The organism is Corynebacterium mucifaciens (genome assembly GCF_012396315.1).
In the GTDB taxonomy this organism is placed as follows: Bacteria; Actinomycetota; Actinomycetes; order Mycobacteriales; family Mycobacteriaceae; genus Corynebacterium; species Corynebacterium mucifaciens.
Genome location: NZ_JAAXPF010000006.1, coordinates 68,251 through 93,457 on the forward strand (window position 1 = coordinate 68,251; position 25,207 = coordinate 93,457).

25 protein-coding genes are annotated in these 25,207 nt (G+C 67.6%); 12 read left to right on the forward strand and 13 right to left on the reverse strand.

All coding sequences use genetic code 11. The annotated features are described in order from the left end of the window. The first annotated feature begins 29 nt into the window (after positions 1-29). From HF989_RS06495 to HF989_RS06530, 8 genes are all read left to right on the forward strand, one after another. Positions 30-1,151 carry a MalY/PatB family protein gene (locus tag HF989_RS06495; RefSeq protein ID WP_168685000.1) on the forward strand — a complete coding sequence of 374 codons (1,122 nt, stop codon included), beginning with the start codon at positions 30-32 and terminating at the stop codon, positions 1,149-1,151. An 87-nt stretch (positions 1,152-1,238) separates the two neighbouring features. Then, positions 1,239-2,684 carry a branched-chain amino acid transport system II carrier protein gene (brnQ, locus tag HF989_RS06500; RefSeq protein WP_168685002.1) on the forward strand — a complete coding sequence of 482 codons (1,446 nt, stop codon included), beginning with the start codon at positions 1,239-1,241 and terminating at the stop codon, positions 2,682-2,684. A gap of 47 nt (positions 2,685-2,731) precedes the next feature. Continuing rightward, positions 2,732-3,715: an LLM class flavin-dependent oxidoreductase gene (locus HF989_RS06505; protein WP_168685004.1), complete on the forward strand. Its 984-nt coding sequence runs from the start codon at positions 2,732-2,734 to the stop codon at positions 3,713-3,715. Positions 3,716-3,772: 57 nt separating this feature from the next. After that, on the forward strand, positions 3,773-5,200 hold the full coding sequence (locus HF989_RS06510) for an ABC transporter substrate-binding protein (RefSeq protein ID WP_168685006.1): 1,428 nt from the start codon (positions 3,773-3,775) through the stop codon (positions 5,198-5,200). Continuing rightward, positions 5,197-6,120 carry an ABC transporter permease gene (locus HF989_RS06515; RefSeq protein WP_168685008.1) on the forward strand — a complete coding sequence of 308 codons (924 nt, stop codon included), beginning with the start codon at positions 5,197-5,199 and terminating at the stop codon, positions 6,118-6,120. The genes HF989_RS06510 and HF989_RS06515 overlap by 4 nt, the downstream gene beginning before the upstream one ends. Continuing rightward, positions 6,117-6,896, forward strand: a complete 780-nt coding sequence (locus HF989_RS06520; RefSeq protein WP_168685010.1) for an ABC transporter permease — start codon at positions 6,117-6,119, stop codon at positions 6,894-6,896. The genes HF989_RS06515 and HF989_RS06520 overlap by 4 nt, the downstream gene beginning before the upstream one ends. Beyond that, positions 6,883-8,214 (forward strand): ATP-binding cassette domain-containing protein, encoded by a 1,332-nt coding sequence (locus HF989_RS06525; protein ID WP_168685012.1) that lies wholly within the window; start codon positions 6,883-6,885, stop codon positions 8,212-8,214. Before HF989_RS06520 ends, HF989_RS06525 begins: the two co-directional genes overlap by 14 nt. A gap of 19 nt (positions 8,215-8,233) precedes the next feature. Further along, positions 8,234-9,130 carry a ribokinase gene (locus tag HF989_RS06530; protein WP_168685014.1) on the forward strand — a complete coding sequence of 299 codons (897 nt, stop codon included), beginning with the start codon at positions 8,234-8,236 and terminating at the stop codon, positions 9,128-9,130. Here HF989_RS06530 and HF989_RS06535 read toward each other — a convergent pair. Beyond that, positions 9,127-10,305 carry an alpha/beta fold hydrolase gene (locus tag HF989_RS06535; protein ID WP_210729073.1) on the reverse strand — a complete coding sequence of 393 codons (1,179 nt, stop codon included), beginning with the start codon at positions 10,303-10,305 and terminating at the stop codon, positions 9,127-9,129. The genes HF989_RS06530 and HF989_RS06535 overlap by 4 nt on opposite strands. A 661-nt stretch (positions 10,306-10,966) precedes the next feature. On the opposite strand from HF989_RS06535, the gene HF989_RS06540 reads away from it, so the two are divergent. Further along, entirely contained in the window at positions 10,967-11,335 is a 369-nt protein-coding gene (locus HF989_RS06540) for a hypothetical protein (RefSeq protein WP_168685016.1), read from the forward strand. Positions 11,336-11,428: 93 nt separating this feature from the next. Here the strand turns inward: HF989_RS06540 and lepA are convergent, their stop codons facing one another. After that, positions 11,429-13,303: a translation elongation factor 4 gene (lepA, locus tag HF989_RS06545; protein ID WP_168685017.1), complete on the reverse strand. Its 1,875-nt coding sequence runs from the start codon at positions 13,301-13,303 to the stop codon at positions 11,429-11,431. A gap of 45 nt (positions 13,304-13,348) precedes the next feature. Between lepA and HF989_RS06550 the strand changes: the two genes are divergently transcribed. From HF989_RS06550 to rpsT, 3 genes are all read left to right on the forward strand, one after another. Further along, complete coding sequence (locus HF989_RS06550) at positions 13,349-14,227, forward strand: CPBP family intramembrane glutamic endopeptidase (RefSeq protein WP_168685019.1); 879 nt, start codon at positions 13,349-13,351, stop codon at positions 14,225-14,227. A 31-nt stretch (positions 14,228-14,258) separates the two neighbouring features. Further along, positions 14,259-14,765, forward strand: coding sequence for a type II toxin-antitoxin system PemK/MazF family toxin (locus tag HF989_RS10695; RefSeq protein ID WP_343033563.1), 507 nt, complete (start codon positions 14,259-14,261; stop codon positions 14,763-14,765). Positions 14,766-14,951: 186 nt separating this feature from the next. Beyond that, positions 14,952-15,215 carry a 30S ribosomal protein S20 gene (gene rpsT, locus HF989_RS06560; RefSeq protein ID WP_038612735.1) on the forward strand — a complete coding sequence of 88 codons (264 nt, stop codon included), beginning with the start codon at positions 14,952-14,954 and terminating at the stop codon, positions 15,213-15,215. A 73-nt stretch (positions 15,216-15,288) separates the two neighbouring features. Here the strand turns inward: rpsT and HF989_RS06565 are convergent, their stop codons facing one another. The 11 genes from HF989_RS06565 to proB form a co-directional block, all read right to left on the reverse strand. Next, positions 15,289-15,936, reverse strand: coding sequence for a LysE family translocator (locus HF989_RS06565; RefSeq protein ID WP_168685021.1), 648 nt, complete (start codon positions 15,934-15,936; stop codon positions 15,289-15,291). Continuing rightward, positions 15,933-16,868 (reverse strand): DNA polymerase III subunit delta, encoded by a 936-nt coding sequence (gene holA / locus HF989_RS06570; RefSeq protein ID WP_168685023.1) that lies wholly within the window; start codon positions 16,866-16,868, stop codon positions 15,933-15,935. Before holA ends, HF989_RS06565 begins: the two co-directional genes overlap by 4 nt. A 1-nt stretch (position 16,869) precedes the next feature. Next, the gene (locus HF989_RS06575) at positions 16,870-18,441 is read right to left on the reverse strand and encodes a ComEC/Rec2 family competence protein (RefSeq protein ID WP_168685025.1); all 1,572 of its coding nucleotides are present in this window, start codon (positions 18,439-18,441) and stop codon (positions 16,870-16,872) included. Between the two features lie 2 nt (positions 18,442-18,443). Next, positions 18,444-19,091, reverse strand: coding sequence for a ComEA family DNA-binding protein (locus HF989_RS06580; RefSeq protein ID WP_168685026.1), 648 nt, complete (start codon positions 19,089-19,091; stop codon positions 18,444-18,446). 102 nt (positions 19,092-19,193) lie between these two features. Next, a complete protein-coding gene (locus tag HF989_RS06585) occupies positions 19,194-19,994 on the reverse strand; it encodes a DegV family protein (RefSeq protein WP_168685027.1) in 801 nt (266 codons plus the stop codon). Beyond that, positions 19,995-20,627, reverse strand: a complete 633-nt coding sequence (locus HF989_RS06590; protein WP_168685028.1) for a histidine phosphatase family protein — start codon at positions 20,625-20,627, stop codon at positions 19,995-19,997. Between the two features lie 9 nt (positions 20,628-20,636). Then, a complete protein-coding gene (gene rsfS, locus HF989_RS06595) occupies positions 20,637-21,110 on the reverse strand; it encodes a ribosome silencing factor (protein WP_168685029.1) in 474 nt (157 codons plus the stop codon). Positions 21,111-21,180: 70 nt separating this feature from the next. Continuing rightward, the gene (gene nadD / locus HF989_RS06600; RefSeq protein ID WP_168685030.1) at positions 21,181-21,768 is read right to left on the reverse strand and encodes a nicotinate-nucleotide adenylyltransferase; all 588 of its coding nucleotides are present in this window, start codon (positions 21,766-21,768) and stop codon (positions 21,181-21,183) included. Continuing rightward, positions 21,765-23,054: a glutamate-5-semialdehyde dehydrogenase gene (locus HF989_RS06605; RefSeq protein ID WP_168685031.1), complete on the reverse strand. Its 1,290-nt coding sequence runs from the start codon at positions 23,052-23,054 to the stop codon at positions 21,765-21,767. The genes nadD and HF989_RS06605 overlap by 4 nt, the downstream gene beginning before the upstream one ends. A 15-nt stretch (positions 23,055-23,069) precedes the next feature. Continuing rightward, positions 23,070-23,984, reverse strand: a complete 915-nt coding sequence (locus tag HF989_RS06610) for a D-isomer specific 2-hydroxyacid dehydrogenase family protein (protein ID WP_168685032.1) — start codon at positions 23,982-23,984, stop codon at positions 23,070-23,072. Between the two features lie 18 nt (positions 23,985-24,002). Beyond that, complete coding sequence (gene proB / locus HF989_RS06615; protein ID WP_168685129.1) at positions 24,003-25,115, reverse strand: glutamate 5-kinase; 1,113 nt, start codon at positions 25,113-25,115, stop codon at positions 24,003-24,005. Positions 25,116-25,207 lie beyond the last annotated feature (92 nt).

The following is a 25,207-nucleotide window of genomic DNA, read 5'->3' on the forward strand; positions in this document are numbered from 1 at the left end:
GAGCACCCCGCGTGGCTACCGTAGGAGCCATGCAATTCCCCGACCTGCCAACCCTGCAAGCCCGCGGCACGCGGAAGTGGACACAGTTCGACACTGAAGTCCTGCCACTATTCATCGCGGAGAGCGACTTCCCCACCGCGCCTGCCGTCAAGCAAGCGATCGTGGACGCCGCCGAGCGCGAGATGTTCGGCTACACCCCCGCACCGCACGCGCACCGCCTGGGCGAGTCCGTGTCCGACTTCTACGCCGAGCGGTACGGCTGGCGCCCGGACCCGGCGAAAATCTTCCCGGTCGCGGACGTGGTGCGCGGCGTGATGCTGGCCATCCAGTACCTCACCGAGGGCGATGTCGTCGTGCCGGTGCCCGCCTACTTCCCCTTCCTGGACGTTGCGCAGGTGGCGGGGCGGAAGCGTATCGACGTCAGCTCCGCCGGGGGCCTCGATCTTGGCGAAGTGGAGGCCGCATTCCAAAACGGCGCGGGCAGCATCATCGTGACCAACCCGTTCAACCCAGGCGGCTACGTGTTCACCGAGGCGCAGCTGGATGAGCTCTGCGCACTGGCGCGCAGGTACGATGCCCGCGTGATCGTGGACGAGATCCACGCCCCGCTGGTCTACGAGGGCTCGCACGTCTGCGCGGCGGCGAACAACCCGGACGTGTGCATCACGGTTACGGCGACGTCGAAAGCCTGGAACGTAGCGGGCCTGAAATGCGCGCAGCTGATCCTCTCCAACGACGAGGACGTGCAGGCGTGGAACGCTGTCTCCCCAGTGGCGAAGGACGGGGTTGGCACGCTCGGCATCGTGGCTGCCGAGGCCTGCTACGACCACGGCCGCGAGTTTTTGGACGAAGAGGTCGCCCAGCTGAAGGCCAACCGCGACTGGCTCGTGGAGAACTTGCCCAAGGCGGTGCCTGGCGTCGAGATCGAGGTGCCGCAGGCGACCTATCTCATGTTCCTGAACTTCAAGGGCACGAAGCTCGACACCGAAAAGCCGGCCGGGTGGCTGCGCCGCCACGCGAAGGTGGCCATGAACGAGGGGGTGGACTTCGGCCCCGGCGGAGAACACCGCGCGCGAATGAACTTCGCCACCAGCCTGGAGATCCTCGAAGAGGCGGTGCGGCGCATCGGTGACGCGATCGAAACACTCTGACGTTTCACTTTATGAAACCCAGTTCCCATCAGGCGATAGACTGGTTTATGCTGTAGGCCATTTCAACCTGTCAAGAGAGGTCTACCAATGGGTTCCACAGCGGTTTCACAGCCGGCGTCGCCGGGAAAAGGCGGGGGGTCGAAGCGGTCGAATAGCGCGATCATCGTCACCGCCCTTGCACTGTTTTCCATGTTCTTCGGCGCGGGCAACCTCATTTTCCCGCCCATGCTGGCCGTGGAGGCGGGCGACAACTTCTGGCCCGCGCTGATCGGCTTCCTCCTCACCGCCTCCCTGCTGCCGGTGCTCGCCGTGATCGCCATCGCGCTGTCCGGCTCGAACCTGCGCGACCTGGCCCAGCGCGCCGGCACCGCATTTGGCGTGGTCTTCCCCGTCATGGCGTATCTATCCATCGGCGCGTTCTACGCCTTGCCCCGCACGGGCGCGGTGTCCTTTGAAACCGCCGTGACCCCGCTGTTCGGTCTCGACTCCTTCGGGGCATCCGCCATCTTCAACGTGCTGTTCTTCGGCATCGCGCTGGTGTTGAGCTGGAACCCGACCACCATCATGGAGAAGCTGGGCAAATTCCTCACCCCCGCCCTGCTCGTGCTGCTGGTGGCGATGATCTCGGTGGCCGCCTTCCGCTGGACCGCCGAGCCCGCAACCCCGAACGCGCCGTACGACGACGGCCCGCTAACTGCCGGCCTGCTCGAGGGCTACCTCACCATGGATTCCATCGCGGCGCTCGCGTTTTCCATCGTGGTCATCTCTACCCTGCGCCACCGCGGCTTCAACGAAGGCAAGGAACTCGTCGGCGGCACCATCGCAGCCGGCGTCGGCGCAGGCATCATGCTGGGCCTGGTCTACGTCGGGCTAGGCCTCATCGGCCGCGTCATGCCGGGCGCAGCCAACTTTGACAACGGCGCCGGCTTGCTGGCAGAGGCCGCAAACCTCACCATGGGCGGCGCCGGCCAGGCCGTTTTTTCCGCGATCGTGCTCCTGGCCTGCCTCACCACCGCAGTCGGCCTGATCACCGCAACCGCCGAGTACTTCTCCGAGCAGTTCCCCGGCGCCTACCACGTCTGGGCCGTCATCTTCGCCGTGGCCTCCATGATCATGGCCACCCAGGGCCTGGAGTTTGTCATGACCATCGCCGCGCCCGTGATCGGCTTCCTCTACCCGCCGGCGATCACCCTGATCGCGCTCACGCTCATCGAGCCGGCCTTCCGGGCACGCACCCGCTTCAGCTGGGCGTTCTTTGTCCCGCTGTGGGTTTCCGTGGTGTGGTCCGCCATCGAGACGCTCATCTCGCTGGAATGGGGGGCGGACGCGCTCACCCCGATCGTGCAGTGGGCGCCGATGTTCGAGGACGGCCTGGGCTGGGTCGCGCCGGTCGTAGTCGCGTTCCTCATCGGCCTGATCATCGACTTTGCCCGTCCGAAGCCTGCCATGATCCCGGGCACGATGGAATCCGTCGAGGGCGAAGACCTGTCCGCCGAGGGCGACGCTGTGCCGGTTCTGCAGGCGAAGGACTGACATCGGCGAAGCAGTCGTCGCTAAGCAAACGGCGTACGGTGGGGCGCATGAACGCCCCACTTTCGCTTATTGATTTCTGCACCCGCTACCCCGACGAGACCATCGGCGAAGCGATGCAGCGCTCGGTGGCCTTCGCCCAGCAGGCGGAAGCCCTCGGGTACGAACGCATCTGGTACTCCGAGCACCACAACATGCCCACCATCGTCTCGTCCGCCCCCGCTGTGCTGATCGCGCACATCGGCGCGAAGACGAGCCGCATCCGCTTGGGCTCCGGCGGCGTCATGCTGCCCAACCACTCCCCCTACGTCATCGCCGAGCAGTTCGGCATGCTGGAGGAGCTCTACCCCGGCCGCATCGACCTCGGCCTCGGCCGCGCGCCCGGCACCGACCAGCAGACCCTCGGCCGTGCCCTGCGGCGCGACCCGCGCGCCGCCGAGAACTTCCCGCAGGACGTGCAGGAGCTGCAGGCCTGGCTGTCCAACACCTCGCCCCTGCCGGGCGTGACCGCCGTGCCGGGCTTTAACACCAACGTGCCGCTGATCATCCTCGGCTCCTCCATGTTCGGCGCGTCTTTGGCTGCGCAGCTGGGCTTGCCGTACGCCTTTGCATCCCACTTCGCGCCGCAGCACCTAGAGCAGGCCACCGCGTACTACCGGGACAACTACCAGCCGTCCGAGAACCACCCGGAGCCGTACTGCATCGCCGCGGTGAACGTGACCGCCGCGGACACCGAAGAGGACGCGAAGCGCCAGACCACCATCGTGCACCGCAACCGCGTCCGCGCCTTCATGGGCCGCCAGGGCAAGCAGCTCAGCGACGACCAGCTGGACACCGTGGTCAACTCCTACCAGGGCCGTCAGATCACCGACATGCTGCGGTACACCGCTGAAGGCACCGGCGAGCAGGTGGCGGAGTACCTGGAGAACTTCCGCGCCACCGCCCAGGCTGACGAGCTGATGATCTCCCTGCAGGCCGGCAGCCACGAAGAGACGGGCCGCTCCATGGAAATCCTCGCCGAGGTGTGGAACTAGCCGCGATTGCTGCCCCTCGGATTCCAATGGGGCCCGCGCATCCAGTAGTCTCACAGCATGCATGTCCGGACTCTGGCGGCAGCTGTCGCCTTGGCCCTTCCTCTGACCGCATGTAGTCAGCCCGACGACCGCGATTCTGTCGTCGTGGCGGCGTCCGCAGCCCCCGCCGGGTTGGACTTCACCACCACAGGCGGCGCGGCTGCGCCTCAGGCGCTGGTCGGCAACGTCTACGAAACGCTGGTGCGTATCGACGCCTCCGGTACGCCCGTGCCCTTCCTCGCCCGCAGCTGGGACCGCGACGGCGGCACCTTCACCTTCCACCTGCGCGACGACGTCACCTTCGCCAACGGCAAACCGTTCACAGCGGACGACGCCGCGTTTTCCATCCGCTACGTGCAAGACGAGTGGACGAACGGCCTGAAGGCCCAGATGGCTCCCGTGGCTGGCGTGGAGGTGCTCGACGAACACACGTTGCGCGTGCGCGTTGACGGCGGGACGGCGGCCGAGGACGCGTGGCTGTGGTCCATGGGCACGCTCACCGGCGCGATGATGACGCCGGACGGCGTGGACGACCTCGCCACCGCGCCACTGGGCACCGGGCCGTATACCGTGCAGCGCTTTGACGTGGGCGAGCGGATCCAGTTTGCGGCGCGCGACGATTACTGGGGCGGGCCCGTCGCCCGCGACGCGGCCATCCGCTACTTCGACGACCCGGTCTCCGCCGTCAACGCCCTGCGAGTCGGCGACGCCGATGTGGTGTGGGCGATGCAGGCGCCGCAGCTGATTCAGACGCTGCCTCAGGACATCCGCGTCGAGGTGGGTACCACCAACGGCGAGGTGTTGCTCTCCATGAACAACCAGCGCGCCCCGTTCGACGACCCGGACGTGCGCCGCGCTGTGGCTTACGCCGTGGACCGGAAGGCCATCAACGAGGTGGTTTACAACGGGCTCGCCACGGATACCGGCGGGGCGCCGGTGCCGCCGACAGACCCGTGGTTCCCCGGCCGCGACTACTACCCCTTCGACCCGGAGAAGGCGCGCGAGTTGCTGGCGGGCCGCACGCCGGACATCACCATCACCGTGCCCAACCTTCCGTACGCGCAGGAGGCGAGCGAGTTGCTGTATTCGCAGCTTCGCGACGTCGGCTTCCGCGTGCGCCTAGAGACGGTGGAGTTCCCCGCTGTCTGGCTGAACCAGGTGCTCAAGGGCCACGACTACCAGTCCTCCCTTGTCGCCCACGTGGAGCCGCGCGACGTGCCCATGCTGTTTGCCGACCCGGACTACTACCTGGGTTACGACAACGCGGCGGTGCGCGAGCAGATTGCCGCCGGCGACATGGCCGGCGCGATCGACCAGATCATGGACGACGCGGCGGCCCTCACCCTGGTCAACGCCCCGAACATCGTGCTCTTCGCGCCCGGCGTGCACGGGCTTGACCCGAACGTGGTCACCGACTCCCTGCGGTTGAACGAGGTGGAAAAATGATCCGCACCGTGGTGAAACACCTGCTGCGCTTTGTACTGCTGCTGACGGCGGCGAGCGTGATCATCTTCGTCCTCCTGCGCGCGGTCCCCGGCGACCCGGCGCGCGTGGCGCTGGGCGTTTCCGCCACCGAGGAGGCCGTCGCGGAGCTGACCGCCCGCTTGGGCCTGAACAATCCGCTGCCGGTGCAGTACGCCGACTGGGTCGGTGGGTTGCTCACCGGTGACTTCGGCATCTCCATGGCTTCCGGCAAAGACATCACGGAGACGGTGCTCGAGCGCGCAGGTGTGTCGCTGACGCTGACGCTTGCGGCCATGGCGGTGTCCCTCGCGGTGGCCGTGCCGCTGGGCGTCTACCTGGCTCTGCGCTCCCACTCCCCCGGCGGCGCGGTGGTGGGCGCGCTGTCGCAGGTGGGCATCATTGTCCCGTCGTTTCTGGTTGGTATCGCGCTGGTGGCGCTCTTCTCGGTGCGGCTGGGCTGGTTGCCGGCCAACGGCTGGGGCACGCCTGCGCACGCGGTACTGCCGGTGGCGTCGCTTGCGCTGGTGCAGGCCTCGATCCTCACGCGCTACGTCGCTGCTGCGGTGCGCGAGGAGATGGGCAGGGATTACGTCCGCACGGGCAGGGCCTTGGGTGCGTCGATAGGCACAGTGCTGTTCTCGTCGGCGCTGCGCAACGCGGCGCTGCCGGTGATCACGGTGGCGGGTGTGCAGCTGGCGTCGCTGGTGGTGGGCGCGGTGGTGATCGAGCGGGTGTTCACCATTCCGGGCTTGGGCACCATGCTTCTCGACGCAGTGGGCAACCGCGACCTGGCCACCGTGCAGACGGTGATGATGCTCCTCGTCGCGTTCACCCTAGTGGTGAACCTAATTGTGGACCTTGCGTACGCGGTGGTGGATCCGCGGATTCGGAGGCAAGCATGAGCTGGCAGCGCACAGTTGGCGCGGCGATTGTCGCCCTCGTGGCCGTCGCGGCGCTCGTGTCCTTCGCGTGGACGCCGTACGACCCGTTGCAGGCGGACGTCGCCGCGCGGCTGCTCGGGTCCTCTCCCGCACACTGGATGGGCACGGACCAGTTCGGCCGCGACATCCTCTCGCGTGTGATGGACGGCGCGCGGCTGACGCTCACGGTGGCGGTGGGTGCCGTGGGCTTGTCCGCGCTGGTGGGCGTGCCGCTGGGGATCTGGGCAGGTATGCGGCGCGGGGCCTCGCGCGTGGTGATGGCGGGGGCGGATCTGCTGCTCGCCTTCCCCGCCCTGCTGTTGGCCATCGTGTTTACGGCGGTGTTCGGCGCGTCCATCTGGATCGTGGTGCTGGCCATCGGCATCGCCGGCATCCCCGGGTTCGTGCGCGTGGCCCGCGCGGGCACCATGCAGGTGATGCAGCAGGACTACATCTTGGCCGCGCGGGTGGCCAAGGTGCCCGGGCCGGTGATTGCGCGGCGCCACGTGTTGCCCAACATTTGGCCGATCGTGCTCACCCAGGTCTCCGTTTCGGTTGCGCTGGCCATATTGGCCGAGGCCGGGCTGTCGTTTTTGGGCCTCGGCGCGCCGGCACCCTACGCGTCCTGGGGGCGCATGCTGCAGGCTTCCCAGCCATACTTGGCCACAACTCCGCACCTCGCGCTGTGGCCGGGCGCGGCGATCGCGTTGACCGTGCTGGGATTCAACTTGTTGGGACACGCTGATGATCGACGTTAAACACCTGACCATCCCCGGCATCCTGGACGACATCACGTTTGCGGTCGGTCCGGGCGAGCGCGTGGGCATTATCGGCGAATCCGGCTCGGGCAAGTCCGTCACGGCGCTTTCCATCATGGGCTTGAGCGATCTGCCGGCCACCGGCTCTATCACCGTCGACGGCACCGAGATGGTGGGCACCCCCGATCGCGTCCGCCGGCGCGTGCGCGGCAGCACGGTGGCGATGGTGTTCCAAGAACCGATGACGGCGCTGGACCCGCTGAAAAAAATCGGCCGGCTTGTGCCCCGCGACCTGTTGCGCGAGGTCGGCGTGGACCGCCCGGGCGCGTACCCGCACGAGCTATCCGGCGGGCAACGCCAGCGCGTGCTCATTGCGTTGGCACTATCGCAGAACCCGGACGTGCTCATTTGCGACGAGCCCACCACCGCGCTGGATGCCATCGTGCAGGCGGAGATCCTGGAGCTGCTCGACCAGCTCGTACGCGAGCGCGGCATGGCACTGCTGTTCATCTCCCACGACCTGGCGGTGGTGCGCCGCATGACCGACCGGGTGCTCGTGTTCCAGGGCGGGCGCATCGTCCCCGGCGACTCGGACTACGCGCTGGCGCTGGCCGCTGCGGCCGAGCCAGGACCGCCCGCCGCTCCCCTGCCCCTCGGCGAACCGGTGGTGACGCTCGAGGGCGTGTCCCTGCGGCGCGGGGAGACCCTGGCCGTCGATGACGTCACCCTTACCGTCCGCGCGGGCGAGCGGCTCGCCATCGTAGGCGGGTCCGGCTCCGGCAAGACGTCGCTGCTGCACCTCATCGCCGGGCTGCGCGAGCCGACCAGCGGCGCCGTGAGCGTAGCGGGCGAGGTGCAGATGGTCTTTCAGGACCCGTATTCGTCGCTGGATCCGCGGATGGCCGTGAGGACGTCGATAGCTGAGGCCGGCGTGGATGCTGCCCGCGCCGACGAGGTGTTGGAGCTGGTGGGCCTGGCGGGCACCGGCGAGCGCACGCCGCGGCAGTTTTCCGGCGGGCAGCGCCAGCGCATCTCCATCGCGCGCGCCGCCGCCCCGCGCCCGGGCATTTTGCTTGCCGACGAGCCCGTCTCCGCCCTCGACGCCACCATCCAAGACCACGTCCTGGACCTGCTGCGCGACACGGTCGGGACCAACACCTTGATCTTTGTCACCCACGACCTGCGGGTTGCGCGCGAGCTGTGCCCCACTGTGGCGGTGATGCAGCACGGGCGCATCGTCGAGCGCGGTACGACCGAGGAGATTTGGGCGGCGCCGCAGCACCCGTACACACGACAGTTGCTCGAGGCTGTGCTGTAGGGGCTGTAAGTTGGCGCCCATGAGTTTGTGCGTCGTAGGATCCATCAACGCCGACCTGACCGTCAACGTGGGGCGCCACCCCACCCCGGGTGAGACCCTCATGGGCTCCGGCGGCGGGATCACCGCCGGCGGCAAAGGCGCCAACCAAGCCGCCGCCGCCGCCAAGCTCGGCACCCCGGTGGTGCTGGTGGGCGCAGTCGGCGCCGACGCGAACGCCGAGCCCGCCACAGCGCTGCTGCGCGACGCCGGCGTGGACCTTGCCCACGTGGAAGACGTGGCGGACGTCACGGGCCTGGCCGTGATCACCGTGGCCGCTGGCGGCGAGAACACCGTGCTCGTGGTGCCGGGGGCGAACGCGCTGGTGGGCGCCGAGCTTGTGCAGCGGCACGCCGCGGCGATCGAGGCCGCCGAGCTGGTACTGCTGCAGGGCGAAATCCCTGCCGACGGCTTCGCTCGTGCCGTGGAGTTGGCGCGTGGCCGCGTCGTGGTCAACCTCGCACCCGTTGTGGACGTGCCGCGCGAGGCACTCCTGCGAGCCGATCCGCTGATGGCGAACGAGCACGAGGCTGGCCTCGTGCTACAGCAGCTCGGGTTGGACGGCGCAGGCACCCCGGAGGAGCTCGCCCGCCGCCTACTGGACGCCGGGTTCGCCTCCGTTGTGCTCACGCTCGGCTCGGCCGGTGCGCTGGTCGCTTCCGGCGGCGAGCTGACCCACATCGAATCGCCCAACGTGGATGCCGTGGACACCGTCGGCGCGGGCGACGCGTTCGCCGGCGCGTTCTGCCACCGCATCTTGGCTGGCGACTCAATGATGGACGCCGCCCGCTTCGCCTGCCGCGTCGGCGCGTTTTCCGTCACACGGCCCGGCGCGCAGCCGTCGTACCCGTCCGCGGCTGATACGCTGCCGTCGGTCTAAATCCCCGCCATGTCCAGCAGGCGGCCCAGCACCGCCTTGCCATGGCGGCGCAGCCCGTCGTGCTGGAACCTGTCCGTCTCAAAAACCTGCGCGCCGATGTGCGACGCGGTCTCTAGCGACAGCTCGCGCGGAACGAAGATGTCGTCGGTGTAGACCGCCGCGTACGCGTCGTGGCCGCCGGCCAAGCCCGCGTAGAGATTTGACCAGTCGTCCTTCTGCGCCAGCGCATCGGCGGCGGCCGAAAATGGGCGCAGCGCCGGGTCTTCGGCGAATTGGAACGGGAAGATGTGCTCGCCGGTTAGGTAGAACTCCGCATCATCGGGGCTCGCATCGGGCGCAAAGCCGTCCAGCTCAGCGGACACCCGCTCGGCCGCCCACGCCGTCGCCCCCGGCGCCGTGCCGCCGTAGATGGATTCGTGCACCGCGGCGTACAGCGGACCCTTGGCAAAACTCACGCGATCCCCCACCGCCGCCAGGAAGTCGGTGCGCAGCCTGCCGTTGGCGTGGAACGGCGCCTCAAACAGCCGCGCGAGCGACTCGAAACCACCTTCGCGGCCCAGCTCGATGCCCACCGTGCGCAGCCGTCTCGCGCTGAGCCGCTCGCCGGTGGGCAAGAATTCCTCTCCCACCTCGAGGTGGCGGCACACCTCGCGCACCATCCGCTCGGCCGCGGGGTACTGCTCGTTGAACTGCAGGTGGCGGCGCTTCAGCTTCGCAAACGTCGCCCGGTACACGTCCTCGGGGCCTGTGCTTATCGACGCCAACCCTCCGGTAAACAACGCCCTGCCCACCCTCTCCGGGCGTACGGCAAGGTAGTGCAGCAGGCAGAACCCGCCGAACGACTGACCCAGCACATCCCACTGGTCCAGCCCCAACTCCTCGCGCACCGCCTCGGCGTCGGCGACGATCTCGTCGGCACGCAGGCGGGTGAGCACATCGACCGTGATGAGCTCCGGCGTTGCAGCATCAATCCTCGTGGAGCGGCCCGTTCCGCGCTGGTCCAGCAGCACCACCTGGTATCCGCGGGCAAGCGCCACGTTCATCCACTCGAAGCGCTCCCGCGGCGCCGGAAAGCCTGGCCCGCCTTGGAGGTACAGCAGTGCCCGGGCGTCGGGGTCGCCGACAACGCGGGCGAACACGGTGAAGCCTCCACGGGTGATCTCAATTTCGCGCATGCGGAGATTGTAGGAACTGCAGGAGTTTTCGCTGCGTCGTATACCTATGCACGACGGAATGGAAATCGAATTTTCGCCGGTAATAGTGAACGCGTCGCAACTCGAGCGTGGACGGACCTATCTGCGGATCAGCGACGCACGGTTCGTTCATGAGTCATACGGGCGGGATCGTTGGACCGTGAATCTTGCGGCGAGGCACCACCCGCGCAGCGAACGCTACGATGTCCCGGCGGCCGTGCGGGCAGTGGTCCACGCCTACGAGCGTCCCGGAAGCGTAGTTTGCGGGTTCTCCGCGTTGGCACTCTACGGCTTACCGTTTTTGGTGGAGGGTGCAGACACGACGCTGCGCGCCCCCATAGGTCGCTGCTCGCCGGCTTCAGCGTTCGCCCCGGCAATCTCCAGGCTGAGAGCACCTCACACAGAGACATGGACGCTCACACACCGGGGCGTTCCCATCCGTGTGGCCACGCCCGCGCGGGCTACAGCCCAGGCACTGCAGCAGATACGCCGGGGCGAACACTCCTGGCAAACAGAGCCGGTGCCGGGCGTGCAAGCTGAGGTCGTGAGAGCGGTGCAGCTGGTCGACTGTGTGCGACGATACCTGAACCTGCAGGTAACTGAGGTGAACAACGCGACAACGGGCCAGCTGAACCAACGATGGATGACAAAGGTTATACAACTGTCCCGCGCGACCGCAGACTCCCCGAAAGAGACAGAGCTGCGTCTCCTCCTTCAGCCGGTAGCGAAGAAGTACGACGTGCTGCTGGTGGAGCAATATCCCCTGGTGGTGGGCGGGAGGGTGGTCACCACGTTCGATTTCGCTATTCCAGACCTGAAGCTGGGAATTATGTTCGACGGCCGCCACCACTGGGAGCACGAACAACGCCAGCTAGACACCACGATCAATCTCACGTCGATGCTTCACGGCTGGACGGTACCGCGCGCGGGGTCGAAGAGCATGCAGATGTGCGTCCAGGTAGTCGAGTCGGAGCTGCGCAAGCGATTAGGAGTGCCGGATGACCGGCGATGACGGATGTTGCATGTGCTCCAGTCGCCACCTGGGCAAAATGACAGATGTTACATCGCCGATGCAGCATCCGTCATTGGGGAGCGGGAGAAGGACCTACTCCTCGCCGTCCGTGGACAGAGCCGCCACGAATGCCTCCTGGGGCACGGTGACCGAGCCGATGTTCTTCATGCGCTTCTTACCGGCTTTCTGCTTCTCCAGCAGCTTGCGTTTGCGGGAGATGTCGCCGCCGTAACACTTGGACAGCACGTCCTTGCGCAGCGCCCGGATGTTTTCGCGGGCGATGATCTTCGAGCCGATCGCGGCCTGGACCGGCACCTCGAACTGCTGGCGCGGGATGAGCTCCTTAAGCTTTTTGGTCATCTTGTTGCCGTACCACTGCGCGGAGTCCCGGTGCACGATCGCGGAGAACGCGTCCACCGGCTCGCCCTGCAGCAGGATATCCACCTTGACCAGGTCGGCGAGCTGCTCGCCCGCCTCTTCGTAGTTCAACGAGGCGTAGCCCTTGGTGCGGGACTTCAGCATGTCGAAGAAATCGAAGATGATCTCGCCCAGCGGCATGATGTAGCGCAGCTCCACGCGGTCCTCGGAGAGGTACTCCATGTTCTTCATCTGGCCGCGCTTGGACTGGCACAGCTCCATCGTTGCGCCCACAAATTCCTGGGGCACGATGATGGTCATGTTCACAATCGGCTCGTAGACCTCGGGGATCTTGCCGCCGGGCCAGTCCGACGGGTTGTGCACGATCTGCTCGGTGCCGTCTTCGGCCACCACGCGGTAGGTCACGGACGGCGCGGTGGAGATGAGGTCCAGGTCGAACTCGCGCTCCAGGCGAGTACGGGTGATCTCCATGTGCAGCAGCCCCAAAAAGCCGCAGCGGAACCCGAATCCGAGGGCGACGGAGGTTTCTGGTTCCCAGGTCAGTGATGCGTCGTTAAGCTGCAGCTTTTCCAGGCTTTCGCGCAGCGCCGGGAAGTCTTCCTGCGAGACCGGGAACAGGCCCGAGTAGACCATGGGCTTGACCTCCTCGAAGCCCTCCAGCGGCTCCGAAGCACCCTTGGAGGCCCAAGTGACGGTGTCGCCGACGCGGGTGTCGCGCACGTCCTTGACGCCGGTGATGAGGTAGCCCACCTCGCCGGGGCCGAGGCCCTTCGTCTTCTTCATCGTGGGCGAGACCACGCCGATCTCTAAGATCTCGAGCGTCTTGCCCGTGTTCATCATCAGCACTTTTTGGTTCGGCTCGAGCTTGCCGTCCATCATGCGCACGTAAGTGACCACGCCGCGGTAGGTGTCGTAGACCGAGTCGAAAATCAGCGCTCGCGCCGGGGCATCCGCGTCGGTCGCTGACGCGCCCGACGGGGAGGATGGAGAAGGAATCAGGTCCACCACGCGGTCCAGGAGCTCCGGTACGCCCTCGCCCGTCTTGCCGGAAACGCGCAGCACGTCCTCGGGCTCGCAGCCGATGATGTTGGCAATCTCAAGCGCGTACTTCTCCGGGTCCGCCGCCGGCAGGTCGATCTTGTTCAGCACCGGGATGATCTCGAGGTCGTTGTCGATGGCCATGTAGAGGTTGGCCAAAGTTTGGGCCTCGATCCCTTGGGCTGCGTCGACAAGCAGAATTGCCCCTTCGCACGCGTCCAAGCTGCGTGCGACCTCGTAGGAGAAGTCCACGTGGCCTGGGGTGTCGATCATTTGCAGCACCATCTGCTCGCCCACGTGGTCGCCGGTTTTCGGCACCCACGGCAGGCGTACGTTTTGCGCCTTGATGGTGATGCCGCGCTCGCGCTCGATGTCCATGTTGTCCAGGTACTGGTCGCGCATCTCGCGCTCGTCGACCACGTTGGACAGCTGCAGGATGCGGTCTGCCAGTGTGGACTTGCCGTGGTCGATGTGCGCGATGATGCAGAAGTTCCGGATCCGCTGCGGGTCCGTGAACGTGTCCTCTGCAAAGTTTGTCGGTTTGGCGGCCATAATTGCCACATTCTACTTCGCGTGCGCCGCGCTACGGTATGCAGCATGCCGTACTACCGCCTCGGACTCGCCCACCGCTACAGCGCGAACGCGTGGTGGCGCCCGCTTATCGAATTTGTGGCGTTGGCCGTCCTTGCAACGGTGCTCAGTGTCGTCATCTTCATCCTGCTCGGCTTCGCCGCTGAGCTTGCCGGGGTGGATGTGGCGGAAAACTCCGCCGACCCGCTTATGCCGCTGATCGAGGTACTCGCCATTGCGGCGATGCTGCCGGCGCCCTTTGTCGCCGCCCGCATCGCGGGCCGCAACCCGCGCGCGCTCATCTCCCGGGCGCTGCGGTGGCGGTGGGGCGTCTTCGCCCGTGCACTTGGGGTGGTCGGGGCAGTCTACGGGGTGCAGGTGCTTATCGACGTCCTCACGGCCTTCCCCGAGCCAATCTTCAACCCATTCCGGGCCAAACTGCTGCTCGCGCTGCTGATTGCGGTGCCGTTGCAGTCGGCGGCCGAGGAGTTTGTCTTCCGCGGCGCGCTGCCCCAGATCCTGGGCCAGTGGCGCTGGCCCGCGTGGCTGGCGTACCTGGTGCCGGGCGCGTTGTTTGTGGCCAGCCACGTCTACAACTGGGTGGGGCTGGTAGACATCGCCATTTTCGCGCTGTGCACCTCCCTGCTGGCGTGGCGCACCGGTGGCCTGGAGGCGCCAATTGTGCTGCACGCCGTGGGCAACCTCATGGTGTTCGGCTACGGGGCGCTGGCGCTGTCGGACCCCACCGAGACGGAAATTTTGCCCGCGGACACCATCATGTCCTCGCTGGTGGCGGTCGCCACGACCGCGCTGATGCTGTGGGCGCTGCGGGATGTCAGCCCCGAACGCGAAAAAGTTTCAACTGGCCAACAGAAAACCCTTGTACAGGTGGGCTCGACGGCTTAAGGTTGCCGTAACTGCAACCGGAGGTGCACACGTGGCGTTCGAGCGATTCAGGCGCAAAGGTGGGCGGCCGCGCACGGCCTCGCTCGACCAAGGTTTGGCGCTGTTGCATGAGCGCGTGACCAACCAGATCGAGCACCGTCGCAACCACGCCTCGCGCGTGAACGTGCGCCCGACTGGTGCCGTGCCCCGCAACGTCTACTACGCCCCGGACATGGACGGCGGCGCGGAGCCCGGCGAGGTGGTGTGGGTGACCGTGCCGTCGCAGCCGCCGCGGGAGCGCTCGATGCTGGTGGTGGGCAGGGAGTACCGGGATGTGCTGGGCCTGCTCATCTCCCCGGAGGACCAACACGCGGACGACGACCGCTGGTTTGAAATCGGCCCCGGTGACTGGGACGCGTCGGGAAGCCCGTGCTGGGTCCGGCTGGACAAGACGCTCGTGGTGCCGGAAGCCGACGTACACCGGCGAGGCACCACCGTGCCCCAGCGCCGCTTCGAGCGGGTGGCCAACACCCTGCGCGAGCGGTTTCAGTGGTCGTAGACGGTTTGGCCTGGTAAGAGCCGGCTGGTATTCTGCTCGAGTTGCCCGTTGCCGGCCGTTGACGGGTGTGCGCAGCTACGCGGACAGGACCTTGGGTCCGCGTTCATAACCAAAGTCGCGCACGCGAAGCCCTAGCCGGGACGACGACATCCATGTTCGATTGAGAAACCAAGAGGTATTGCACAGATGGCAAACATCAAGCAGCAGAAGAAGCGCGTCCTCACCAACGAGAAGCGCCGCATGCGCAACAAGTCCGTCCGCTCCGCCACCCGCACCGAGATCCGCAAGTTCCGTGAGGCTGTGGAGTCCGGCGACAAGGCTGCTGCCGAGGCACAGCTGCGCGTGGCTTCCCGCAAGCTGGACAAGGCTGTGACCAAGGGCGTGTTCCACCGCAACTCCGCGGCGAACAAGAAGTCCAACATGGCTCGCGCCCTGAACAAGATGGACTAGTTTCCGCTTCGCTTCCGCCCCGCCCGTCGGCATTTTCGTCGCCGAGCGGGGCGTTTTGCGTTCGCGGGTTGCTCTAGATGGCCTCGCACAGCCCGCGCACCGCGAGCAGGGTGCCGACCACCACGAAGAACGCGCCGGCGGCGATGTCGATGTATGGGCCGGCGCGCAGCAAGGAACGTCGCACCCGTTCGGTGGAGGTGACGTGCACGACCGCACCGAACAGCGCGAAAGAGCTGAGCCACAGCGACGCCAGCACAATAAGTGCGGTGGCCAGGGAGGGGTTCGGAGGCAACAACGGCGCGATCATCGCCGTCAGCGCCACCACGATCTTCGGGTTTGCCAAGTTGGTCATCAGCCCGCGGGTGTAGGCAGAGCGAACTGAACCCAGGCGCTGCACGGCTTCGTCGAGGTCAGCGGGCGGGTCGTGGCGGTCGCGCAGACCCCCGCGCAGGTTGCGCTGCCCCATCCACACAAGCACGGCGCCGCCGACGATCTGGATGGCGGTGACGGCCTGGGGCACCGCGTTGAGCAGCGCTGCCGCCCCGATAATCGTAAGGGCGAACCACAACGCGGCGCCGGTGTGGATGCCCAGGTTCGCGGCCCACGCGTGCTGCCGTGAGCGGGTGGCGGTGCGCATGAGCAGCACCAAATCCGGGCCTGGCGCGGCCGCGCCAACCAGGTTGAGCCCGACGATGACGGCGAGATCCCCCGGCGCGATCATGCGAGTTCGGCGATGCGCCGCACCGCGTTTTCCAGGGCAAACTGCGGGTCGCCACCCTGCCCCTTCACCTCTGCGTCTAGGTCGGCGACGATGATGACCGCGTGCGAGACCGCGTCGCCGCTCCACTGGCGGGCAACCTGCATGGTCTTTTTGGCCACGTAGGGGTGCATGCCGACCGTACGGGCAAGCTGGTCCGGGTTGCCGCGCACGCCGTGCAGTTTGGCAATGTCGCCCACCTTGCGGGCAAGCGCGGCGGAAATGGACACGGGGCTCGTGCCCAGCTGTAGCGCGCGGCGCGTCGAAGCCAGGGCACGGTCGGCGCGTCCTGCCACTGCCTGATCTGCGATGTCGAATCCGGCGACCTCCGCAACACCCACGTAGTAGTCGCGCACGGACTCGACGGTGAGATCGCCTTCCGTGTCGCTGACCAGCTGGCTCACCGCAGAGGCAAGCTCGCGCAGGTCGGAGCCCACGGATTCCAGCACCGCTGCTGCCACGTCCGGGGTGGGGCGAACGCCGTGACGGCGGAACTCCTCCATAAGCCAGGAGCGCCGCTCGTTGTCCTTGAGCGGATCCGCCTTGTGCACCTCGGCGGCTTTGGAGAACTTCGCAACCATCGCCTTTTGCCGGCCGCCGCCGGTGTGCTCGATGACCAGCGTGATACCGGGCGCCGGGTCCACACACGCCTTGAGCAGGATCTCGGTGGGTTCTTTGCCCGCAAGCTCAGCGTGCTTGACCACGACCACCCGGTCCTCGGCGAACAGCGACGGGCTGGTCGCCATGGCGATCTCGCCCTCGGAGACGTCACCGGCGCGCAGGGTGGTCACCTCGACGCCCTCGCCGGCGGCTGCGACGATAGCTTTGGTCGCGCGCTCGGCGAGGAAATCGTCCTCGCCGAGCACGAGGTGCACGGGGTTGAGCATGCGCGCCATCTTACGGCTCCCGGTTTGGAAAGATCACGGGGATCCCCTCCCGCGTCGCTACCGGGCGTGTGCGGGCCGGGCCGTCCTCGAGGACGACGACAAGCTCGGCCCCCGCCGGCACTGGCTCCACCTCCTCGACGGTGTCTACAACGTGGGCGCGCTTGCCCGCAGGGTCGATTGACGCGGGCTGGCCGGGTGCGGCGGACAACGCCACGCACGCGACCGTGGCGCAGAGCGTCACCCGTGGCCGGCCGGCGAGCACGCCCGCGATGACCCACCCGTAGACCACGAGCGCCACGAGCGGGGTGGCGGCGACGGTTGCGCCCGGTATCCCCGCCCCAGTCCGGGCGACCATCTGCACCCACCAGGCCATTGGCTCCACGCACCACAGCACCGGCGTTTCCAGCCCACCTGGCACCAGCGAAAGCACGGCGGCCGCAAGCCCCAGCACCGTCACCGGGCCGACCGCGGGAGCGACCACGACGTTTGCCGCGACCGAGACCAGCGAAACCTCCCCCGCCATCATGGCCACGATGGGCATCGTGGCCACATCCGCTGCTACCGCGACGGCAAGCGCGCGCACGAGGATATCGGGCCATCCCGTCACCGCGAATGCCCGGTACAGGAGCGGATACACCGCGACGATGCCCGCCGTGGCGGCGACGGACAACGCGAACCCGTAATGCACAGCCAGATCCGAATCCACCAGCACAAGCCCGATCACGGACAGGCACAACGCGTGGATCGGCTCCGACTGCCGCGAGGAGAGCACCGCCACCAACCCCACCAGCCCGGAGACCGAGGCACGCAGCACGCTCGGCTCCGGCCCCACCAGCCCCGCGTAGACCAGCAGCGCCGCTGCGGACGCTGCGATCTTGCCCCGCAGCCCCGCCCCGGCCGCAGCCGCCACGACCGCGGCCGCGGTGGACACGATCGCGATATTCGCACCCGAGACCGCCGAAAGGTGCGATAGCCCGGTGTCGATGTACATCTGCTGTTCCGGCGGCGACTGCAGGCTCACGTCCCCCAGCACCATGCCCGGGATGAGCCCCTGCGAGGCCGGCCCCACCTTCGCCTCCACTGCCGCCGCAAACGTCGAGCGCACGTGGAGCGCGAATGCCGCCAACCCCTCCGGCGGGCCGAGCACCTCCACCCGCCCGTTGAGCACGAACGGGTTCACCCCTGGCACCGAAGATTCTTTGGCCACCCCGCGCGCCACCACATGCGCGCCGCTGACGGCGCCGGACGGAGGTTCCTCGGTGAATACCGGCGTTGTCGAGGGCCTCCCCGGCACCCGCACCCGCACAAGGAAGGCCCCAGAAGATGTCTGCTTCGGCGCCCCGCTGATCGTGCCCGCCACTTCGGACGCGGCGGCCGACATCCCCTTGCGCACCGCCGCCATTACCGTCGCGGCCGCGCCTAACCCAGCTGTTAGCAGCGCCTGCCCCGGCTGGCGGAGCAGCAGACAGCCCGCGGCCAGCACCGCGATTACCGCCGCGGCCGCCCACACACCGAACAGGATGCAGCACGCCGCGGCAGCCCACACCGCCAGCGCCGCCGGGACCAGCCGCAGCTCCGACACGGCTACAACCCCACCTGCTCGCGCATGGCCTCGAATTTGGCGGGGCCGATGCCGCGCACGTCCATCAGCTGCTCCACCGTCGTGAACGGGCCGTTGGCCTCGCGGTGAGCCACGATGGCCGCCGCGGTCGCCTCCCCCACGCCTGGCAGCGCCGTCAGCTCGGCGGCGGTGGCCGAATTCAGCGACACCACCCCCGCGCCCCCACTGTCCGAGGCCGCGGCCGCAGCCGCGGGTGGCGCGGCGCCGACTGCCTGGACGACGATTTGCTGGCCGTCCACGAGCAGCTGCGCCTGGTTGTGCGCAAGCAGGTCCGCATTTGGGAGGGGCTGGGCGATCTGGAGGGCATCGGCGATGCGGGAGCCCTCGTTCAACGTCATCAGCCCCGGATTGGCCACCTCCCCCACGACGGCCACGACCACAACCCCGCCGACTTCAGTGGGCGAAGCAACCTGCTCCCACTCCACCTCCTCGCCTTCGTCCCCGCCGCCGCGGGTGGCCGCCCACGCTCCAACCGCCACGAGCAGCGCGACCACCACTGCCGCGGCCGGTTTGACCGGCACCGACAGCCGCGGCGCTGGGTAGCGCACGGCCATGAGGTCTTCCTCGCCGGTAGGCCGAGTGAGCTCCTGCAGGCGGTCGATAGCGGTCATGCACCGAACATTAGGCGCGGCCACAGACAAGCGGTAGACCCGTTACGCGGGACTGTGGATAACTTCGTTGCGGCGTCACCAACTGCCGCAGGTTATCCACATTTACTGGGTCGGCTCCTGCGAGGAGAAGACAACGGACAGGCCGATCGCGCCGGGGCCGGTGTGGACCGCGAGGACGTCGACAAGCGGCTCAAGCATCACCCGGGACCCGGGCGGTAGCCCCTCCTCCAGCATCGCCCCGAGCTGCCCGGCCGCCTCTGTGGCGTCCGCGTGCTGGATGGCCGCGAAGACCGGCTCTCCCGCGGCACGCTCCACCACAAGCTCGGTCAGCTTGGCAAACGCCTTCGACTGTGTGCGGGTCTTGCCGGCGAGCTCTAGCTTGCCGTCGTGCATGCGCAGGATCGGCTTGTTGGCCAGCAGCGCCGCGGACAGCACAGCGGTGCCGGTGGGTAGGCGCCCGGACTTGCGCAGATCGTCCAGTTGGTGCAGGTAGATCCACGTCTCCGCGCGCGCGAGCGTGGACTTCGCCATCGCCTCGCACGCGGCGAGGTCGCCGCCTTCCAGCGCCACCGTGGCGGCCGCCATCGCCGCGGCGCCAACGCTCATGCCGGCGGCATCCGTCTCAACCACCCGCACGGTGCCGGGAAAAACCGCGGACGCCGCAACGGCCGCGGACCACGTCGACGACAGCGCTTTGGACAGGTGCAGCGCCACTACGCCGTCGTCGCCGCCGCGCTCCAATTGGCGCGCATAGCAGGCAGCGAGCTCCAGCGAGGACAGGCCCGAAGTGCCCTTTTCCTCCCCCGCTTCCACCACGTGCATGTCGGCGACGGTGATGTCCAGCTCGCGCACCACCTCCGCCGGCAGCCCGGCGGAAGAATCCACCACCACGCGCACTGTCATTTAGTTCAGCCCCCGGTTCCAGGCCTCCAGGTACCAGCGGATCGCCGAAGGGTCGTCGAGACGCGGCATCGCCACAAGCCTCGCGGTGTTCGCGTTACCCAAGCCCTTCAGCGCCGGGTACTGCGCGACCACAAAGCCCAGCAGCGACGCGGTGAGCGCCGCGATCGTGCCGCCGTGCGCGACCAGCAGCACCGCAGAATCGTCCCACTGCCGGTAGTCGCGCATCAGCTCGTCCACCACCTCGCGCGCACGCGCCGCCACCTCGAGGCGGCTCTCCCCTCGCGGCGGCGCCCACGAGGCATCCGTGCGCCACACCGCACGCGCCCCGCCGTGCTCGTTGTCCACCTCGCTGTGCGTTTTGCCCTGCCAGTCGCCCAGGTGGGTTTCGCGCAGCCGCGTATCGACGCCTACGGGCAGCCCCAAATCCGCCCCCACCACGTCAGCAGTGTGCTTCGCGCGCATGAGGTCCGAGGAGACGATCTTGGAAATACCAAGACCGCGCAGCTCCTTCGCGGCCGCGTGGGCCTGCGCCACGCCGCGGTCCGAGAGCACCGTGTCCAGTTGTCCCTGCATGCGGGACGAGGCGTTGTACTCCGTCTCGCCGTGGCGCAGCAAGATCAAACGACGTTGCATCGCCGGGGCCTAGTACTCGTCGTCGGCCACGGCCGGGCCTTCACCCGCCAGCGGCAGGTCCTCGAGGTTTGTCGCCTCGCGCAGCTCGGATTCGTCGCCGAAGGCGGCCGGGCGCTCGTACGGCTCCAGCCCCTCAACCTCGATGGCGGGGCAGTCCGCGTAGAGGCGGTCCAGACCGTAGAACTCGCGCTCCGCGTCGCGCTGGATGTGGACGACGAAGTTGCCGTAATCCAGCAGCACCCAGCGGTTTTCGCGGTTGCCTTCGCGGCGCTTCGGCTCCACGCCCTGCTCCGTCAGGTCGTCTTCAACTTCCTGGACGATGGCGGCGACCTGGCGCTCGTTGTCCGCCGAAACGATCACGAACACGTCGGTGATGGCCATGACGCCTGAGACGTCGATGACGGCGATGTTCTTGCCAAGCTTCTCGTCGGCTGCCTTGGCGGCGACCTTGGCCCGGTCGATGGAGATCTGCGGAGCGGTCAAGTGGGAAACCCTTCGTTGGTGAAACGGACAGACCGGCTTATTGTCCCACGACACGCCCCGGTAGTGCTAGTTAGCCGTAGAGGCTGTTCTTCGAGATGTACTGCACCACCCCGTCCGGCACCAGGTACCAGACCGGGCGGCCCTCAGCGGCGCGGGTGCGGCAGTCTGTGGAGGAAATCGCCATCGCCGGAATTTCCACCAAATGCACCCGCTCCTGGATATCCGCCGGCAGCATGTCCTCGCGGAGTTCGTAACCCGGGCGGGTCACGCCGACGAACTCCGCGAGCTGGAACATTTCTTCCCAGTCGTGCCAGGACATGATGGAGGACAACGCGTCCGCGCCGGTGATGAAGTACAGCGCTTCGTCCGGGTACTGCTCGCGCAGATCCCGCAGGGTGTCGATGGTGTAGGTCGGCCCGTCGCGGTCGATGTCCACGCGTGAGACGGAAAAGCGCGGATTCGCGGCGGTGGCGATCACCGTCATGAGGTAGCGGTCCTCCGCCGGGCTGATGGTTTTGCCCTCTTTTTGCCACGGCTGGCCGGTGGGCACGAAGATGACCTCGTCCAGGTGAAACCGGTCCGCGACTTCGCTCGCCGCCACCAGGTGCCCGTGGTGGATGGGGTCGAAGGTGCCGCCCATGACTCCGATGCGGTTCATTGCCGTACCTGCCCGCTGCCCTGCAGGATCCACTTCGTGGTGGTCAGCTCCGGCAACGCCATGGGGCCGCGGGCGTGGAGTTTCTGGGTGGAAATGCCGATCTCCGCGCCCATGCCGTACTGCTCCCCGTCCGTGAAGGCGGTCGAGGCGTTGAGGACGACGGCGGCGGCGTCGACGGCGTGAGCAAACCGTCGCAAAGCATCAGCATCCTGGGCCGCGATGGCCTCCGTGTGGCCACTGGAGTAGCGCGCGATGTGGGCGATAGCCCCGTCGACGCCGTCCACGACCGCGCTCGCGATGTCCATGCTGAGGTACTCCTCAGCGAAGTCGGCCTCGGTCGCGGGGGTCACATCGGCCCCGAACGCAGCGTGCCTATCGACGTCGCCGTGCACCTCAACCCCCGCCTCCTGCAAAGCGGCGATCACTGCCCGCTTGTCCTCGTCGGGCAGCGCGGCGTCGATGAGCACCGTCTCGGTCGCGTTGCAGACGCTGACCCGGCGCGTCTTGCCGTTGATCAGCATTGCGATCGCCTTGTCCATGTCGGCGGATGCGTCGACGTAGAAGTGGCAGTTGCCCGTGCCCGTCTCGATGGTGGGCACGGTCGCGCCGGTGACCACGGCCTCGATCAGCCGCGCGCTGCCGCGGGGGATCACCACGTCCACTAGGCCGCGGGCCGTGATGAGGTCCTGCACGGAGTCGTGGCTGTCGCACGGCAGCAACTGCACTGCCTCGCGGGGCAGATCGTGGTCGGCGAGGACGTCTTGGAGCACCGCGACGAGCGCGGCGTTGGAGTGGCGCGCCGTCTTGGAGCCGCGCAACAGCGCCGCATTGCCGGATTTGAGCGCCAGCCCGAACGCGTCCACGGTGACGTTCGGGCGGGCCTCGTAGACCATGCCCATCACCCCCAGCGGGACGCGGACCTTCCTCATCTGGATGCCGTTCGGAAGCGTACGGCCAGTGAGCACCTCCCCCACCGGGTCCTGCAGCCCAGCCACCTGGCGTAGGCCGTCGGCGATGCCCTCAATGCGCGACTCGTCGAGGGCGAGGCGGTCCAGCACCGACTCCGCCAGCCCGTTCGCCCGCCCGTCTGCGAGGTCCCACGCGTTGGCCTCGAGGATCTCGGGCGCGCGCTGCACAAGGGCGGCCGCCGCGTCGCGCAGCACCGCGTCCTTCACCGGGGTGGGCAGCACCGCAAGCTGCGGGGCGATGTCCTTGGCGCGGCGTGCCTGGGAAAGCACCTCCGCGCGCTCGGCCTGTCGTTGCTGCTCGGTCTGCTGCTCACTCATGCGGCAATCGTAGCGTTAGTACCCGGCGTCGATGTCCACCTCGGTGGACATCTTCTCTCCGGCTTCGAAGAGCTCCCAGTTTTTCGCGGCCAGCCCGCCGATGCGCCGCTCCATGAACCGCGGGATGTTCGCCACATGCGGGGTGATCACGCAGTTGTCCAGCCCCCACAGTTCGTGGTCTGCAGGCAGTGGCTCGGGCTCGGTGACATCGAGGCCGGCGCCGCGGAGCGTGCCGTCGCGAAGCGCCTGCGTGAGCGCGGGCGTATCGACGAGCGGTCCGCGACCCACGTTGATAATCACCGCGCTGTCCTGCATCTTGCCGATTGTCTCGGCATTGACCATGTGCCGCGTTTCCTCGGTGAGCGGGGTCAGCAGCACGAAGTAGTCGTGATCGGCCCACACATCGTCGGTTAGCGTGACCGTGCGGTCGGCGCCGTCGACCGGGTTACCGGAGCGGTTCACCGCGGTGATGTCCATGCCGAACGGCTCGAGGAAGCGGATGAGCGTTTTGCCGATGCCGCCCGCACCGATGAGCGCGAGCTTCTTGCCGTCGAAGAGGTATTCCTTCTCTTTGAACAGCTGCGTGTTGTTCCACTCGGGGCTGACGGCCTTGATCCGGTGCTCCACGGCGAGCAGCAGGGCGAGGGCGGATTCGGCGACCGTGTCGTCGTAGAGCCCGCCGGCGTTAGCGAAGCGGACCCCGTTCGCGGCATGTTTGGCCAGGGTGCCGGCCTCTAGCAGCGCCTCAATCCCGGCGTACTGGATCTGTACGACCTTGACCGACTCCGGGAGCTCGTCCGGGAAGTCCTTCGGCCCGCCGCCGAAGACCACCAGGTCCGGGTTGTCGTCGAGCGCGACATGGGTGTGTCCTTGCGCTTCAAGGTGGGCGATGGGCTCGTCTTTCGGCTTGGGCAAGTACGCGAATTTCATGCCCTCCCAGGGTAGCGGCTACAGCCGCGAGGCGTAGTTGGACAGGTAATCGGCGTGCACAACGGCGCGGCGCTGGTGCTCCGGCAACTCGTCTGACTGGCGCCCGAGCATGGTGGCAAGCTCCGCGGCGTCGTAGGCCACCTCGCCGCGGCCCACCGCCTGCGAGTCTGGGCCCAGAATCTCCACGATGTCGCCGGCGTGGAACTCGCCATCGATGCCGGTAATGCCCACGGCAAGCAGGCTGGTGCCGCCGCGGGTGACGGCGTCGACGGCGCCTTGGTCTAGGCGCAGCACGCCTTCCGCGTCGGCGGCGTACAGGGCCCAGAATTTCCAGGCGTTGAGCTTGCTCTCCGGGCGGGTGTGGAACACGGTGCCCACCTGCGCCGTCTCCAGCGCCGCGTCGATCTTTTCGGTGGCAGTGAGCAGCACCGGCACGCCGCCGCGGGTGGCCAGGCGAGCGGCCGAGACCTTCGCCGCCATGCCGCCGGTGCCGAAGACTCCCCCATCTCCCGCCTGGATGCCTGCGAGGTCGTTGCCGGAACGCACTTCGTCGATAAGCATGGCGCCGGGGTCCGCGGGGTTGGTGGTGTAGAGGCCGTCCACGTCGGACAGCAGCACGAGTGCATCCGCGGAGATGAGCGTGGCCACGATGGCGGACAGCCGGTCATTGTCGCCGAAGCGCATCTCGGAGGTGGCGACGGTGTCGTTTTCGTTGACAATCGGCACCGCACCCATCTGGCGCAGGCGGTCGATGGTGCGCTGCGCGTTGCGGGCGCGCTCGCGTGACCCGGCGTCGGATTGGGTGAGCAGGACCTGCCCGATCGTGCGGCCGTAGCGCGCGAACGACGCGCCCCACACCTGCGCCAGGTGGATCTGCCCCACCGACGCGGCTGCCTGCTTAGTGGCCAGGTCGCGCGGGCGGGCCTTCAAACCGAGCGGCGCCATCCCCGCGGCGATCGCGCCGGAGGAGACCACGATGACGTCGGAACCGCGCGCAATGCGGTCTTCGATAGCGTCAACAATGCGGTCGATCTTCACCGGGTCAAGCTCGCCCGAGGCGTTAACCAGGGAGCTTGTGCCCAGCTTGACCACAATACGGCGCGCGGCGGCGATCTCTTCGCGGAGGGACATCATGGGGAGACAGTCTATCGCCTGTGGAAAACGCCCGAACGCTATCCACAGGTTGCGCATAAGGATTGCTTATTTCGCCTAGGCTGCGCCCC